We start from the raw sequence: 14,180 nt of genomic DNA, 5'->3' as shown, positions 1-14,180 counted from the left end.
ACTCGGGGCGTCGGCGGGGTATGAAGGTGCGGAGAAGAACCGCTCACCGGAAGGATCACCCCGATGTCCCTGGACCGACCGATCGCCCCGGACCCGTACGAGCTGCTGCCGACCGTTGCGTCCTTCACCCTGACCAGTGACGACGTGCGCAACGGCGAGCCGATGGATGCCACGTACGCCCATGGCAGCGTCGGGGGCGACAACGTCTCGCCGCAGCTCGCCTGGTCGGGCTTCCCGGCCGAGACCAGGGGTTTCGTGGTGACCTGTTTCGACCCGGACGCGCCGACCGGCAGCGGCTTCTGGCACTGGGTCCTGGTCAACCTGCCGGCCGGGGTGACGCGGCTGCCGCGTGGCGCGGCCGGGGACGACCTCGGCGGCGCCTTCGCCGTCCGCAACGACTACGGCGACCGGGGGTACGGGGGCGCCGCGCCGCCGGCCGGCGACCGGCCGCACCGCTACGTCTTCGCGGTGCACGCCCTGGACGTGGCGGGCCTGGACGTCGGCCCCGACGTGCCACCCGCCCAGGTCGGCTTCAACCTGGCCTTCCACACCCTGGCGCGGGCCGTGATCCGCCCCACCTACCAGGTCCGGGAGTGACCCGTCAGGAGGGCACGCGGGCGACCGCGAAGACGGACTGGCCGAACGGCGGGAGGACGCGCTGCTCCACCGCCTTGGTGGCGGGGAGCACGAGGGTGTCGTAGACCTTGACCATCGGTCCCTCCTTCGGCATGAGCCGGAAGACCTTGGTCGCCATGAAGTAGCCGATCAGGCCGAGCGCGTTCGCGTAGTGGATCTTCTCCACGGTGAGGCCGGCGTCGGTCATCGCGGCGGCCAGGGTCTTCTTGGTGTAGCGGCGCACGTGCCCGGTGGCGACGTCCGCCGGGCCCATCGCGAACTGGAACGCCGGCACGATGATGATGATGTTGCCGCCCGGCCGGACCAGGTCGCGCATGCTGCTCAGCGCGCCCACGTGGTCCTCGATGTGCTCCAACACGTTGTACGACACGGCGGCGCTGTAGTTGCCGCGCTCCGAGTGCGGCAGCAACATCTGCCGGACCTCGATGCGGGGCTGGTCGGCCAGGCGTTCCTTGAGCGAGACGAGCCGGTCCGGGTCGGCCTCGGTGGCGGTGAAGCGGGGCAGCCGCTCCGCCCACTCCAGCGCGTAGTCGCCGAGCCCGCTGCCGATCTCGATCGGATCGTCACCGAGGTGTGGCAGGGCCAGCTCGACGAACCAGCGACGGTGGTTGACCGCTGTCGCGAGGCCCTCCAGGACCTCGGACTGCACGCGCTGGTCCCCAGTGATTTCTGCCATGCGTCGATTCCTCACGATATGAAACTCGACCCGCGCCTGGACCGACAGAGTGAATCATCCGCGCTGGGGGCAGAAGAATCGGGGCACCGGGGGTGGCCGAATTGCGGTCGGGGGTGGGCACGTGATCGGCGGTCGGCGAACCCGGCACATGGTACGGCAGTACCCCGAAACATGTCACGGCGGTGCCATAGCCTGACTACTCTACGAATCGTTATGACTACTCCTGAACCGGGTGTCCCCGTCGGCGGACCCGGGCGCGGGGCCCCGGAGGGGCGGCCCGACCGGGGCGTACGGCACCCGCGGGGGTGGTGGGCGGACGTCGCTGCGGCGGCGGGTTTCGTCGCGCTGGGCTTCTGGGTGACGGCGCGGCTCTGGCTGCGCCCCTCGCACGGCATCCGGGACAACCGCACGGACCAGTCGCAGTTCGAGTGGATGATGGCGCACGGCGCGCGCGTCCTGACCGATTTTGTTGATCCATTTACCTCGGACCGGATGAACGTGCCGGAGAGCGTCAATCTCATGGCAAATACGTCCGTATTATCCGTATCTCTGCCAATGACGCCGGTCACGCTCCTGCTCGGCACCCGCGCGTCGTTTCTGCTCTTTCTCACCCTCGGCATGATCGCCACCGCCACGGCCTGGTACTTCCTGCTGTCCCGGGTGGTCGTCGGCGCCCGCGCGCCGGCCTGGCTCGGCGCCGCCTTCTGCGCGTACGCCCCGGCGATGGTGTCGCACGCCAACGCGCACCCCAACATCGTCTCGCAGTACGTGGTGCCCCTGATCATCTGGCGCACCCTGCGGCTCGCCGAGCCGGGGCGCTGGCTGCGCAACGGGCTCCTGCTCGCCCTGGTCATCGTCTGGCAGGCCTTCCTCAACCTCGAGGTCCTGCTGATGACCGCCATCGGGCTGGGGGTGGTGGTGGGCGCGCTCGCCCTCGGCCGCCCCGAGTTGCGCCGCCGGGCCCGGCCGTTCCTCGCCGGCCTGGCGGTCGCCGCCGCCGGGTCACTGGTGCTGCTCGCCTACCCGCTGTACGTCCAGTTCTTCGGCCCGGGGGCCTACAACGGGCTGTCCCGGCTGATCCGGGGCTACTCGACGGACCTCGCGTCGTTCGTGGCGTACTCCCGGGAGTCCCTGGCCGGCGACGCCCGCAGCGCGCAGGGGCTGGCGAAGAACCCCACCGAGGAGAACGCCTTCTTCGGCTGGCCGCTGGTGGTGCTCGTGGTCGCCCTGGTCTGGTGGCTGCGCCGGAACGTCGTGGTACGCGGCCTGGCCGCCCTCGCGCTCCTCTTCGGCCTGCTCTCCCTCGGCCGGGAGGTCCAGCTCAACGGCAAGGGGACCGGGATACCGGGCCCGTGGGCGGCACTGGAGAACCTGCCCCTGCTGCACTCGGTGGTGCCGACCCGCTGGGCGCTGGCGATCACCCCGATCGTCGGCGTGCTGCTCGCCTACGGCGCCGACCGGGCCCGGGTGCTGGCCGCCCGGCACCCGGGTGCCCGTCCGCAGATCCGCTTCGCCACCGCCACGGTGCTGGCCATGGCCCTGCTGCCGATCCTGCCGACCCCGCTGCCGACGACCCGGCTGGACCCCGTGCCCGCCTTCGTCACGGCGGGCGCGTGGCGGCCCTACGTGGCTGGCGGACACAGCATCGTGACCCTGCCGCTGCCCGACACCCACTACGCCGACCCGCTGCGCTGGTCGGCGCGGACCGGGCTGGAGATGCCGATCGCCCGCGGCTACTTCCTCGGCCCCGACACCCGCCCGGGCGGGGACCGGATCGCCCTGTTCTCCGCGCCACCCCGCCCGACCAGCGAGTTCTTCGCCGAGATCCGCCGCACCGGCGCGGTGCCCCCGATCACCCCGCAGGCGCGCGTCGACGCCGTGGGGGACCTGCGGTACTGGCGGGCGGGCGCGGTCGTGCTCGGCCCGCACCGGCAGGCCGACGCGCTGCGCCGGGGGATGACCGAGCTGACCGGCATCAGCCCCACGTACACCGGGGGGGTCTGGCTCTGGGACGTCCGCCCGCTCACGGACTGACGCGACCCGGCGTCAGGGCTGGCGGACGCAGCAGCCCTGACAGATCTTGGGCTTGGGCAGGGTGAAGGCGAGGCAGCAGGTGCGCCGCTGCACGGTCGGCTCGCCGTTCGGGCCCTCGACCAGCTCCACCAGGTCGGCGAGGTCGAGCGCGCCGAGCAGCGTCTCGACGGCCTCGACCGACGAGCCGGGCAGGCTGTCGGCGGCCCGCAGGATGCCGTGGGCGATGCCGGAGGCCACCGAACCGAGCAGGGTACGCGTGCCGATCCGGACCTCGGTCTGGATCGCGGCGACCATGGGGGCCAGGTGGGCGTCGAGCAGCGAGGCGCGCAGCACCCGGAGCAGCTCCGCCTCGTCCGCGACGACCCGCACCTCGGGCGACCCGGCGAGCGCCAGCGGGTCGCCGGGCAGCACCGCGACCTCGGTCGAGCGGCGCAGGCCCATGGTCAGCAGCGGGCGTGGGTCCCGGAAGTGGATCAGCACGTCGGCCGGGTCGAGCAGCGGCACCCGCCCGGCACAGGCCCAGCCGAGCACCACGGGCAGCGCCGTCCAGTAGCTGTAGGACTTCCAGGCCAGCGCGGCGCACGCGTGCGGGGTGCCGCCCAGGCGCGAACTCGCCGCGCGCAGGAACTCCGGCAGGCGGGTGCCGTCGATCAGGGTGGTCGCCGGGCTCCAGCCGAACTCGTCGGGCACCAGCAGGCCGGGGGCGAGGCCGGGCACGTCGTCGGTGCCGAACATCGCCCGCAGGGCGGCGGTGACCGGGGCGAGCGGCGCGGCGGCGATCTCCCGCCTCGGCAGCACCGCTGTCATCCGACTCATCCCCCGCCCGGTCTCGTCCTTCGCCTCCGTGAACTAAGGCTAGCCTAACCACACCTTGCCGGCCATGGGAAGCCCCGGAGCGGCCCGATCCGGAGGCGTCGATCACCGCCCGCGTGCGGTGTGCTACCCCCGGTCCGGGGGCGGAAACGCCGCAGCATTGTCGGCAACGGCCGCCCACTGTCAAGACGGGTGTCGGCTAGATGCCATTTCCGTGTGCGCGTCCGTACGTAACGTGAAACTTGATACTCCCGGCCACGAGGAAGCTGATGACGACCTCACCGCTCGAACGAGCCGCCGACTCCTTCGCCGTCGAGGTCGCCCGGCACCGCACCGGACGGGGGCTGTCCAAGAAACAGCTCGCCATCCTGATGGGGTTCGACCCGTCGTACGTCAGCCACGTGGAGGGGCGACGGCACCGCCCCACCGAGGACTTCGCACGCCGCGCCGAGGCCGTGCTGGAAGCCAGCGGCGCGATCTGGCAGCGCTTCCGGGAATACGACGAGCTGCGCCACACCCGGGCCGAGCGGGTCCAGCAGAACCCGCCCGTACCCGGGCAGTGGCTGCCGCCCGGCACCGGCCTGATCGTCGAGCGGGAACTCGCCACCCTCACCCACCTCGACGACGCCTACCACTGCGTCATCCGGCGCGAGCTGTACAACGCCGGCACCGAACCCGTCACCCGCTACCTGGTGCGCATCGCCGTCGACCGCTACCCCAACGACCCCGGGCGGTCCAACCTGCACCACCGCGACCACCCGCTGACCTTCGCCGAGCTGCGGCTGCGCGCCTACCGGGAGGACGGCGACGAACGGGAGGCCATGCACTGGCGGGCCAAACACGACCGGGACGCCTTCAAGGAACTGTGGCTGCTCTTCGAGAACGCCGAGCGGCGCTTCCCCCTCTACCCCGGGGACCGGGCCACCATCGAGTACGCGTACTGCGTCGGACACGACAAGTGGGGCCCCTGGTTCCAGCGGGCCGTCCGGCTGCCCACCCGGCAGATGGCCGTACGCCTGGACCTCCCGGTGGCGTTCGACCCGCAGGTCTGGGGCGCGGAGACCTCGCTCTCGGCGGAGGAGGGCCCGCTACGCACCCCCGTGACCAGACACGAGGAGGCCGACCGGACGCTCTTCGACTGGGCGACCGACGCCCCGCCGCTCAACGCGCGCTACCGGTTGCAGTGGCGGTACCGCAGCCAGCCCGACGCCGAACCCGAGGAGACCGGTCAGGTCCGGCCCAGCGACCGGATGCGCGGCATCGGCATCGTGCAGCGCGGCGCCGACCTGCTGCGCCAGCCCGCACGCCCGTTCGACCTGCCCCGCGAGGAGCAGGAGGCCCGCGACGTTGCCGACCGCCTCGCGGCGACCCTGGTCCGCCTCGACGAACTGCACCCGTTCCGCAAGGGCGTCGGCATCGCCGCCCCGCAGCTCGGCCTCGGCCGGGCGGTGGCGGTGGTCCGGCCCCCCGACCGGTCGGCCGACCCCGTCGTGCTGCTCAACCCCCGGGTGGTCGACGCCTCCCCCGACAGCGACGAACAGTACGAGGGCTGCCTCTCCTTCTTCGACCACCGGGGCCTGGTGCCCCGGCCGCTCCGGCTCGACGTCGAGCACGCCCAGTACGACGGCAGCCGGATCATCACCTCGTTCGAGTTCGGCATGGCCCGGCTCGTCGCCCACGAGATCGACCACCTGGAGGGCCGGCTCTACGTCGACCGGATGTCGCCGGGGGTGCCGCTGGTCCCCGTCGAGGAATACCGCGAGACCGGCCAGCCCTGGCGCTACTGACCCGTGGTGGCGCGCACGCGGGGGGACCGGGGTGCGTGCCCCAGGGGGCGGGGGCACGCACCCCGGTCCGGGGGGAGGAAAGCCTCTAGAGGTTGCCGAAGGTGTCGTAGCGGGTGTGCTCCGGCGGGACGCCGTCCTCGGCGAGGACCCGCAGGGTGGCCCGGACCATGCGGGCGGACCCGGAGACGTAACAGTCGTGCGTCGTCCACGGGCCGTACCGGCTGACCACGTCGGGGACATCCCCCAACTCACCGTCGAAGTCGGGATCCTCGCTGCACGCGGCGGTGACCGACAACCACGGGTGCGCGGCCATCAACTCCCGCAACGCGGCCAGACCGTACAGGTCCGCCGCCGCGCGGGCGCCGTAGAAGACGTGCATCCAGCGCGTCCGGTTGTAGCTCGCCAACTCCTCCGCGAGCGCCTTGATCGGCGCCAGCCCGACGCCACCCGCCACGCAGAGGATGTCCCGCTGCGAGGAGCGGTCCAACGTCATCGACCCCATCGGCGCCGCCACCCGGATCAGGTCCCCGGGCTTCACCCGGCGGATCAGCGCCCCGGAGAGCCAGCCCGCGCCCTGGGGCGTACGGACGTGGAACTCCAGCACGTTGTCGTCGTTCGGGGCGTTCGCCACCGAGTAGGTGCGCCACACCCGGGGAAGATGACGGGGCAACTCCACGCTGACGTACTGGCCGGCCTGCCACGACAGCGGATGCTGCAACGCCCGGCAGGTCAGCACCGCCGTGTCCGCGCCGTACCGCTGGTGGGTCAGCACCTCCGCGTGCCAGAACGGCGGGTTGTCGTCGGCCGCCGCGCCGGCCAGCATCCGCTCCGAGATCGCCGCGTACGCGTCCCGCCACGCCTGGTCGTACTCCAGGCTCCAGGCGCCGCCGGCGATGCTGCGCAGAGCGTCCAGCAGCGCGACGCCCATGGTCTCGTAGTGCGCCGCCTCGACGCGGTACTTCCGGTGGTCGCGACCCAGCGAACGCAGGTACTCGTCGAAGCTCTCCGGGTCGCCCACCACCTGGACGGCGGTGACGATCGCCTCGAGGATCCGGTCGCCCTGCCCGGTCATCTCCGCCGGGAAGAGATTGCGCAGGTCGGGATCGAGGCGGAAGAGCCGGGCGTAGAAGTGGCCGCTCAGCCGCTCCCGGTGCTCCTCGACCAGGGTCCAGCTCTCCTTCAGCAGCCTTGCGAAGTCGTCCACGGGGGCGCTCCTCCTCCTGACGGCGGATCGGGCGTCCATAGAATGTCCACGGAGAGTGTCGGCTGGTCGCACAGAATGTGCGATCCGCTCGTGAGGCTCGCTCAGCCGACCTGTCGGCCCGCAGCCGGCGGCATCCGGCAGAGTGGTGCGGTGACCGTTGAGCTGCAACGCCCGGCGACCCGCCGGATGCTCGGTACCGAGACGCTGCTCGTGCTCGGCCTCTCCCTCGGCCAGTCCGCCGTCTACGCCACGGTGTCGATCGTCGCGAAGCTGACCGCCGACGGGCCGCTGTCGAAGCAGACCGCCGCGCTCAACACCTCGGCGTCACCCCGGCCGTGGCTGGACCTCACGTACCAGCTCCTCGGGATCGTCTTCGCGCTGCTGCCGGTGCTGCTCGCCGTACACCTGCTGGCGCGCGACCCGGGCGACCCGGCGCGGACCCTCGGCCTGGACGCCCGGCGACCCGGCCAGGACGTGGCCCGCGGCGCCGGCCTGGCCGCGCTGATCGGCCTGCCCGGCCTGGCGCTGTTCTGGGTGGCGGCCCAGCTCGGCGTCAACGCCACCCTGGTGCCGGCCGCGCTACCCGAACTCTGGTGGACGGTGCCGGTGCTGATCCTCGCCGCCGTGCAGAACTCGGTGCTGGAGGAGGTGATCGTGGTCGGCTACCTGGTCACCCGGCTGCGCCAACTGCACTGGCGGATCGGCGCGATCGTCGCGACGAGCGCCCTCCTGCGCGGCTCGTACCACCTCTACCAGGGCTTCGGCGCCTTCCTCGGCAACGTGGTGATGGGCGTCGTGTTCAGCCTCTTCTACCTGCGCACCCGCCGGGTCATGCCGCTGATCGTCGCGCACACGCTGCTCGACGTCGTCGCCTTCGTCGGCTACGCCGTGCTGCCGAGGGAATGGTTCGACTGGCTCTGACCCGTCCGCCACCCCCGGCCGGTGGGCCTGGCCAGTGGTCCTGGCCGGGGCGTCACGGCACCAAGATCTGAAGTTGTGGGCCGTCGGCAGAGCCTGGCGGTGCTCAGGCGGGGTCGGGTCCGGCGGCAGCCGGCCGCCGGTAGGCGGCGACCGCGCGGGCGGCGAGCCGCTCCGCCGCCGCCGTACCGCCGGCTGCCGCCGCGAGCGACGCCGCGCCCGGCAGCAGCCGGGACGCCAACCGCAGCGCCACCCAGCCACCTGCCTGCGCGGCCAGCGGCGCGGCCAGCCGCCACGCGGCTTCCGCCGCCCGGGGCCAGCCCGCCGCCTCGGGTTCCGCCACCGACCGGGCCGCCGCCAACGCGGCCCGCGCGTTCTCGGCGTCCGGATGCACACGCGTAAGCACCAGCAGCTCCACCGCCCGATCCGGATGGGTCGGATCCCGGCCGTACGCCGCCGCCAGGTGCAGCACCAGGTTGGCCTGCGCCCACAACCCCACCGCCAGCTCGGCCGCCGGCGCGAAGAGCCCGGCCAGCGCGGCGGTGGCCCCACCCACCCCGGCCTGCCGGACGAACCGTCGGCTCGCCAGCCGCGCCAACCCGTCGGCACCCGCATCCGGGTACGCGTCGCGAAGCCGCCGCGCCCAGTCACGGGCGCGCGGCCCGGCCGCCTCGACGGCAGCCAGCGCCAGCAGCTCCGGCGCGAAAGCGGGATGCTCGAGCATCCGCGCGGCGGCCACCCGCAGAACCGTTTCCGGGGTACGCGCCAGCGCGGCGCCCGCCACGTCGGTGTCGGTGACCATGCCGTGGTCTCGGGGCAGGGACGGCGCCGGAGTCTGGGCCGGGCCCGGGGACGGGGCGGGAGTCTGGGCCGGGTCCGGGGGCGACGCGGGAGTCGCCGGGGCGTCCTCCTTCGCGGGCGTCGCACTGCCGGAGTACACCGTCGCTCCTGCGGATGCGGTCTGCCCGCCGGACGCGGCGGCTCGGGCCGACGCGCTCCTCGCCGCCGGGCCCGCCTTCTTTGCGGCGGCCTTCCGCACGGCCGGCGACCGCCTGGCGTCCGGTGCCTCCGTCCCGGCTGTCCTCCTTACTGCCGGTGCCTTCTTCGCGGCGGGCGGCGTCTTCGCGTCCGGTGCCTTCTTCGCGTCCGGTGCCTCCGTCGCGGCTGATGTCTTCTTCGCGGGCGGTGTCTTCTTCGCAGGCGGCGTCTTCGCCACGGGCGGCGTCTTTTCCGCAGGGGGTGCCTGCTTTGCGGGTGGCGGGTTCAGGCCGGGGACGGCGTTCCTGTCGGAGGCGTTGGATTCGGAGCCGGGCGGGTCGGCGAAGCCGGCGGCGGGCAGCGGCTGGCCGGCAGTCGCGGGCGGTAGCCCGCCGCCGCTGTGTGGCACATCACCCTCGCGGGTTCTCCCGGCCGGAGCGGGGCGCTTCAGCGGCGCGGCGCCCGCCGAGCGGCCGGCCTGGCGGGGCAGCGGCGCATCGGCCGACGGAGGCTGGAAGAGCACGGTGGGTGCCGGCTTCGCCCGCCGCGGGCGCTTCTCGGAATCCTCCGGCCGGGCCGGCTCCGGAGGCGCGGGGGGCGGGCTGAAGGTCGCCTCGGGGGAGCGTCGACGCGCTCCCTGAGCAGGCTCTCGGCGGGTCGGCTCGGGCGGCGGCTGCTCCTGCATATCGATGTAGCGTAGTCCCGATCACGCCCGGACACAGCTTAGGAACGCAAGAGCGGGGCGAATCTTGGCCTGGTCGGAGGCGGCTCGGCCCGGCAGCCGGCGGGCGGAACGGGGAAGCCGCTTTGCTCCCGGTGGGGCAGGCCCTGTATTCTCGGGCGCGGTGGTCTGCAGGGCCACCAGGGAGACTTCGCCTAGTCTGGTCTATGGCGCCGCACTGCTAATGCGGTTGGGGTCTTAAAGCCCCTCCCGGGTTCGAATCCCGGAGTCTCCGCGCGAAAGCCGGGTGTGTAGACTGGCTGAGCACCGGGCGCCCGTAGCTCAACGGATAGAGCATCTGACTACGGATCAGAAGGTTAGGGGTTCGAGTCCCTTCGGGCGCACAAGATCAAAAGAGCCTGACCTGCGGAAACGCGGGTCAGGCTCTTTCGTTGTCTGTCCCTTGTGGACGTGTGGCTGCTCGGTGGCTGCTCGTCCGACGAGCATCCCCTACGTCCCGCCCCGGCCGGCGGGTTCCGGGGGCGTCCGATTCCGTCCGGCGGCAGTTGGCATCCCTTGGGTGCCAATTTCATCGATCTATTTCGATGAAAGAAGGCGGGCGGAGGTCCGTCACTATTGACGAGTTCGATCGATGTTCACGGCGAGGGGTCGCGCTGTCGACGGCGTGGTGCTCTGCCGCATTCCGTCGACGACGCGCAGCAGGGCCGGCGTCCAGGGGTGGAGCGCCGGCCCTGCGCCGTATCCGGCCCCAAACCCTCACCACCCGCGACTACTGATTCGGGCCGCCGGCATAGCCCTTCCCCGCACCACCAGAGACCAGGTCCACGCCGGTACCGCGGTCACCGACTACCGCGACCTGCGGCCGGGGGACCTGCTGTTCATCCCCGGCAGCCGCGGAAGCACCGCCCGCCCCGGCCACGTCGGCATGTACCTCGGCCAAGGACTGATCGTGCAGGCCCCTCACAGCGGCGACGTCGTCAAGATCAGCAAACTGTCCGCATGGGCCGGTCGGCTGGCAGTCGTCCGCCGCATCGTCGCCCAGCCGACCAGCAGTACGCCAAACCGCTACGCGGTTGGCGCCGTGACGACCCGCGCCGCGACCGCATGACGCCATTGACCAGAGCACGAAAGCCGTTGATCAGGTTTAACATGACTATGGATGTCGATGAGATCCTTCGGCGTGGAGCCTTGACAGGCACCGCAGGTAAGGTATCGACTGCAATAAGTGACCCAGCCGGCGAGTGGATCACAACCCAAAGGTTTCGCTGATTCGCCCGAACCACGGCGTGCAGTGACTACGGAAAGGGTCGTTATGCGAAAGATCTCACGGGCTCTGGCTACTGGCGTGTTCGCCTTCATCCTGGTCGGCGTGGGGGCCGGGGTCGCCGTCGCCGGCTCCAACACTGTGCAGGCCTGCACCCTCCGCGCCGATGTGCCGGACTCCGACAACAACGCATGGGTCGGCCGCGAGGGCTGCGGCAACACGATCCCCGGCACCGGATACATCTATGAGGATCGCAACAACTGGCCCGACGACGAGGTGGGCAAGAAGTCCTTTGACGCCGGAACGGCCTTGGTGGACGGGTCCTGCGGCAACGGCACGGGCAACTACTACTCCAAGTTCGTGTCGAGCACCGGGGCGTCGGCCGAGTCGTCGCGGGCCCAGCGCTGCTGATCAGATCGGTCGGGCGAGGACAGAGGTTCATTGAGTGACGGGCACAGTTGAGGTTCAGGACCTCTCGTTCTCATACAGGAGGCGCCGGGTGCTTACCGGTGCCTCCTGCACCGTCGGTCGAGGAGTGACCGCCCTGCTGGGTCCGAATGGGGCGGGAAAGACCACGCTGATCAAGTGCGTCGTCGGATTGGCGCGTCCCGATGAGGGGCGGGTGGTCATCGACGGTCGGGATGTCAGCGACGGCAAGGCGGCACAGGCGTTGATCGGGTACGTGCCGCAGAATCCGTCGCTTCCCGGCTTGGCGAAGGTGCGTGACCTCGTCGCCTACGCGGCCTGGCTCAGCGGCGTGGACGCTGCGCGGACGGACGAGGCGGTCAGGGTGGCGTTGAACAAGATGCAGGCGTGGGACCTTGGATCACGGCGGATTCGCACCCTCAGCGGGGGGCAGCGCCAACGAGTCGCCCTTGCCACCGGCATCGTGCACGATCCGCGGATCGTCATTCTGGACGAGCCCACAGTCGGTCTCGACCCCGGACAGCGACTCAAGGTGCGAGAGGTGATCCGGCAACTGGGAGCCGAGCGGCCGGTGCTGCTGTCCACCCACCTGACCGAGGACGTGGAGCATCTCGCGGATACCGTCGCTGTCCTGGCCGAGGGCAAGATCCGGTACCAGGGCCCGCTCACGGGACTGGCCACAACCCGGCCCAGGGTCGATAGCCGGCCCGGGTCGCCGTTCGAATGCGCCTACGACGACCTGATCATGTCGTTCGGTGGCGCCGAATGAGCCGGTTGCGCCTACTGCTCGGCTGGCCCGGCCCGCTCTGGGTGTTCCCGGCCGCGGCTGCGTTGATGGCAGCCGGTTCGTTCCTAGCGACCAGGAGCATGCTCGCTGCCGACTACGTCACTTGGGCGGCCGTCTCCGCCGCCTGGCATGAGCAGCTGTGGATCCCTGGATCGGTGGCGGCTGCCGCAGCAGCGGCACTGGGCGCGGCCTACTTCCCGAGTTCCTCGCCAGTGGCCTTGCCGCTGCGCCCGAAAGTGGGCGAAGGCCTGTTTCTCACTCACGGGCTTTCCCTGGCGTTCTGGCTCTGCCTGGGGCACGCGGTCGGGCTGGTTCCGATTGAGATCGCTGCGGTGCGCCAGGCTACCGCCGGAGCCTTGGCGCTGCAGGACGTGGTGGTCGGCCTGGCTGGTCTGGTCACGTTGACTCTGATCGGGTTCGGCCTCGGCGCGGCCATCCGGCACTGGGTGATCGCACCTGCGGTCGGGCTGCTCGCTTTCGCGATCATGGGCTTGCCTAATGCGTCGCTGTTCGCACCGATCGGGCTGATCCTGCCCGTGCGGCAGTTCGTCACCACTCCCAGGTTCGAGTTGAGTCTGCCGACCACCATCTTCGCCGTTGTGGCCTCCACCGCGATCTGTCTGCTCGCCGCCTCGCTGGCGTGCTGGGCCAGGTCACACGGGTCAGTCCGCAGCAACGGCCGCCCTTTACTGACGTGGGTCGCCGCAGTGGCAGCTCTGACGGCGATCGCGTTCGCCTGGCGCCCGGAACTGTATGTGGTGGACCGCCCTGTGGCGCAGATGTGCCAGCAGGTGGAGGACACGGAGGTGTGCCTACACGCGGCTAACGCTCCGGCGATGGCTCGCACCGTCAACGTCGTGGGGCGCCTACGTGATGCCGGCCTCGCGCCGGTGCTGCGCCGTGTGACGGACTTCGCGGTTTCTGATCACGACACGCCGCGTCCTGGGGAGGCGTTCGTCAGTCTCGATCCGGGTCCTCTCGATCGCCGTTTTGTCGCCGCCGCCATCCCCGACCAGGTCGCCTTCCTCGTCAGCGAAGCCATGACACTCCGCACCTGCTCGCAGCCGGGCCGGACTGTCGAGGGCCGTGACATCGCGGCTGTGCTGCAAGGACGAGTTCTTCAGCTGGCCGGCTTCGACCAACTGGCGAGCACCGTGGCACCAGCCCAGCCACCGCCAGCAGCGCAGAAGCTGACAACCATGAACGCCGAACAACTCATCGAGTTCGTTCAGACCAACCAACAGCTAGTCCGATCGTGCCTGCTCTCACCCGCCAGCCTTCCGTGATGCGTGGCCGTGTCGCTGGACTCTGGCACACCCGCGGCGGGCCACTCGCCTCGACCGTCATCGTCGTCGCACTGGTCATCGCTGCTGCGTTTCCCGAGCTGAGTCTGTCGGTTAGCGCGGTGTTCGACCTGCCGCCCCGCGGCGTCGGCACCCCGGAGCTCGTTGCCGTCGCGCTAGCCAGCGTCCTCCCGGCGATCACCACTCCACGATTCGACGGGCGAGAACTCATCGCGCACCGGTCCGCGCGGCTCGGACACCTGACCTACTCCACGATCATGCTCGCAGCCCCGCTGGCCGTCCTGCCGGTCTGGTACTGGGTGATCACCACCCGTCACCCCGACACGCAGTTCCCACCCCTGCACGGGCTCATCGGCAACGTGGTTGTCTTCACAAGCATCGGCGCGATTCTCTGCCTCGTACTCGGCCCGCTGGTCGCCACCGTCGCCACGCCATCCCTGTTCGCACTACTCGTGGTTGCTCAGCAAGCCCAACCGGAATCGCTACTCACCGCGAATTTCTCCACGGGCCGATCCTGGCACACCAACTACTGGATCACGACTGCGGCAGCGCTCCTGACCCTCGTCCTCAGTTGGCGCCTACGAGCCGTTCCATTGCCCAACCGTCCGTGACCACGAACTCAGCCTGACGGCTCAGCCCAGCCGCCTCCTCCCCTGCTCAACGCACGCTGC

The 14,180-nt window shown here is 71.1% G+C and carries 12 protein-coding genes, 2 tRNA genes and 1 pseudogene; 11 read left to right on the top strand and 4 right to left on the bottom strand.

What is annotated here, in order from left to right:
- The first annotated feature begins 63 nt into the window (after positions 1-63).
- Positions 64-597, top strand: coding sequence for a YbhB/YbcL family Raf kinase inhibitor-like protein (locus tag ACQ452_RS27780; protein WP_433388689.1), 534 nt, complete (start codon positions 64-66; stop codon positions 595-597).
- 4 nt (positions 598-601) lie between these two features.
- Here ACQ452_RS27780 and ACQ452_RS27775 read toward each other — a convergent pair whose 3' ends face one another.
- A complete protein-coding gene (locus ACQ452_RS27775) occupies positions 602-1,312 on the bottom strand; it encodes a class I SAM-dependent methyltransferase (protein ID WP_433388687.1) in 711 nt (236 codons plus the stop codon).
- 213 nt (positions 1,313-1,525) lie between these two features.
- Between ACQ452_RS27775 and ACQ452_RS27770 the strand changes: the two genes are divergently transcribed.
- Positions 1,526-3,346 (top strand): hypothetical protein, encoded by a 1,821-nt coding sequence (locus ACQ452_RS27770; RefSeq protein ID WP_433388686.1) that lies wholly within the window; start codon positions 1,526-1,528, stop codon positions 3,344-3,346.
- A gap of 12 nt (positions 3,347-3,358) precedes the next feature.
- Here ACQ452_RS27770 and ACQ452_RS27765 read toward each other — a convergent pair whose 3' ends face one another.
- On the bottom strand, positions 3,359-4,153 hold the full coding sequence (locus tag ACQ452_RS27765) for an IucA/IucC family C-terminal-domain containing protein (RefSeq protein WP_433388685.1): 795 nt from the start codon (positions 4,151-4,153) through the stop codon (positions 3,359-3,361).
- Between the two features lie 275 nt (positions 4,154-4,428).
- Between ACQ452_RS27765 and ACQ452_RS27760 the strand changes: the two genes are divergently transcribed.
- Positions 4,429-5,946, top strand: coding sequence for a peptide deformylase (locus ACQ452_RS27760; RefSeq protein WP_433388683.1), 1,518 nt, complete (start codon positions 4,429-4,431; stop codon positions 5,944-5,946).
- Positions 5,947-6,031: 85 nt separating this feature from the next.
- Here ACQ452_RS27760 and ACQ452_RS27755 read toward each other — a convergent pair whose 3' ends face one another.
- Positions 6,032-7,150 carry a globin domain-containing protein gene (locus ACQ452_RS27755; protein WP_433388681.1) on the bottom strand — a complete coding sequence of 373 codons (1,119 nt, stop codon included), beginning with the start codon at positions 7,148-7,150 and terminating at the stop codon, positions 6,032-6,034.
- 150 nt (positions 7,151-7,300) lie between these two features.
- Between ACQ452_RS27755 and ACQ452_RS27750 the strand changes: the two genes are divergently transcribed.
- Positions 7,301-8,071: a CPBP family intramembrane glutamic endopeptidase gene (locus ACQ452_RS27750; RefSeq protein ID WP_433388679.1), complete on the top strand. Its 771-nt coding sequence runs from the start codon at positions 7,301-7,303 to the stop codon at positions 8,069-8,071.
- 103 nt (positions 8,072-8,174) lie between these two features.
- Here ACQ452_RS27750 and ACQ452_RS27745 read toward each other — a convergent pair whose 3' ends face one another.
- A complete protein-coding gene (locus tag ACQ452_RS27745; RefSeq protein ID WP_433388677.1) occupies positions 8,175-9,008 on the bottom strand; it encodes a hypothetical protein in 834 nt (277 codons plus the stop codon).
- 903 nt (positions 9,009-9,911) lie between these two features.
- Between ACQ452_RS27745 and ACQ452_RS27740 the strand changes: the two genes are divergently transcribed.
- The 7 genes and pseudogenes from ACQ452_RS27740 to ACQ452_RS27710 all read left to right on the top strand — a co-directional run bounded on the left by ACQ452_RS27740 (position 9,912) and on the right by ACQ452_RS27710 (position 14,120).
- A tRNA-Ser gene (locus tag ACQ452_RS27740) sits at positions 9,912-10,002 on the top strand.
- 36 nt (positions 10,003-10,038) lie between these two features.
- Positions 10,039-10,111 (top strand) — tRNA-Arg (locus ACQ452_RS27735).
- 395 nt (positions 10,112-10,506) lie between these two features.
- Positions 10,507-10,764 (top strand): annotated as a pseudogene (locus tag ACQ452_RS27730) (C40 family peptidase); the annotation flags it as partial.
- Between the two features lie 309 nt (positions 10,765-11,073).
- Positions 11,074-11,403 carry a hypothetical protein gene (locus tag ACQ452_RS27725; RefSeq protein ID WP_433388676.1) on the top strand — a complete coding sequence of 110 codons (330 nt, stop codon included), beginning with the start codon at positions 11,074-11,076 and terminating at the stop codon, positions 11,401-11,403.
- Between the two features lie 124 nt (positions 11,404-11,527).
- Positions 11,528-12,187 carry an ABC transporter ATP-binding protein gene (locus ACQ452_RS27720; protein WP_433388674.1) on the top strand — a complete coding sequence of 220 codons (660 nt, stop codon included), beginning with the start codon at positions 11,528-11,530 and terminating at the stop codon, positions 12,185-12,187.
- Between the two features lie 98 nt (positions 12,188-12,285).
- A complete protein-coding gene (locus tag ACQ452_RS27715) occupies positions 12,286-13,491 on the top strand; it encodes a hypothetical protein (RefSeq protein ID WP_433388672.1) in 1,206 nt (401 codons plus the stop codon).
- On the top strand, positions 13,491-14,120 hold the full coding sequence (locus tag ACQ452_RS27710) for a hypothetical protein (protein WP_433388671.1): 630 nt from the start codon (positions 13,491-13,493) through the stop codon (positions 14,118-14,120). Before ACQ452_RS27715 ends, ACQ452_RS27710 begins: the two co-directional genes overlap by 1 nt.
- The last annotated feature ends 60 nt before the right edge of the window (positions 14,121-14,180 follow it).

This window comes from Micromonospora sp. KLBMP9576, assembly GCF_050941805.1.
GTDB lineage: Bacteria > Actinomycetota > Actinomycetes > Mycobacteriales > Micromonosporaceae > Micromonospora.
Note: the sequence above shows the minus strand (reverse complement) of the source record. Positions and strands in the feature narration are given on the sequence as shown.

Coding starts and splice junctions, on each gene's coding strand:
- ACQ452_RS27780 (WP_433388689.1), top strand. CDS start 64: ATGTCCCTGGACCGACCGATCGCCCCGGACCCGTACGAGCTGCTGCCG.
- ACQ452_RS27710 (WP_433388671.1), top strand. CDS start 13,491: ATGCGTGGCCGTGTCGCTGGACTCTGGCACACCCGCGGCGGGCCACTC.
- ACQ452_RS27715 (WP_433388672.1), top strand. CDS start 12,286: ATGCTCGCTGCCGACTACGTCACTTGGGCGGCCGTCTCCGCCGCCTGG.
- ACQ452_RS27765 (WP_433388685.1), bottom strand. CDS start 4,153: ATGACAGCGGTGCTGCCGAGGCGGGAGATCGCCGCCGCGCCGCTCGCC.
- ACQ452_RS27760 (WP_433388683.1), top strand. CDS start 4,429: ATGACGACCTCACCGCTCGAACGAGCCGCCGACTCCTTCGCCGTCGAG.
- ACQ452_RS27775 (WP_433388687.1), bottom strand. CDS start 1,312: ATGGCAGAAATCACTGGGGACCAGCGCGTGCAGTCCGAGGTCCTGGAG.
- ACQ452_RS27770 (WP_433388686.1), top strand. CDS start 1,526: ATGACTACTCCTGAACCGGGTGTCCCCGTCGGCGGACCCGGGCGCGGG.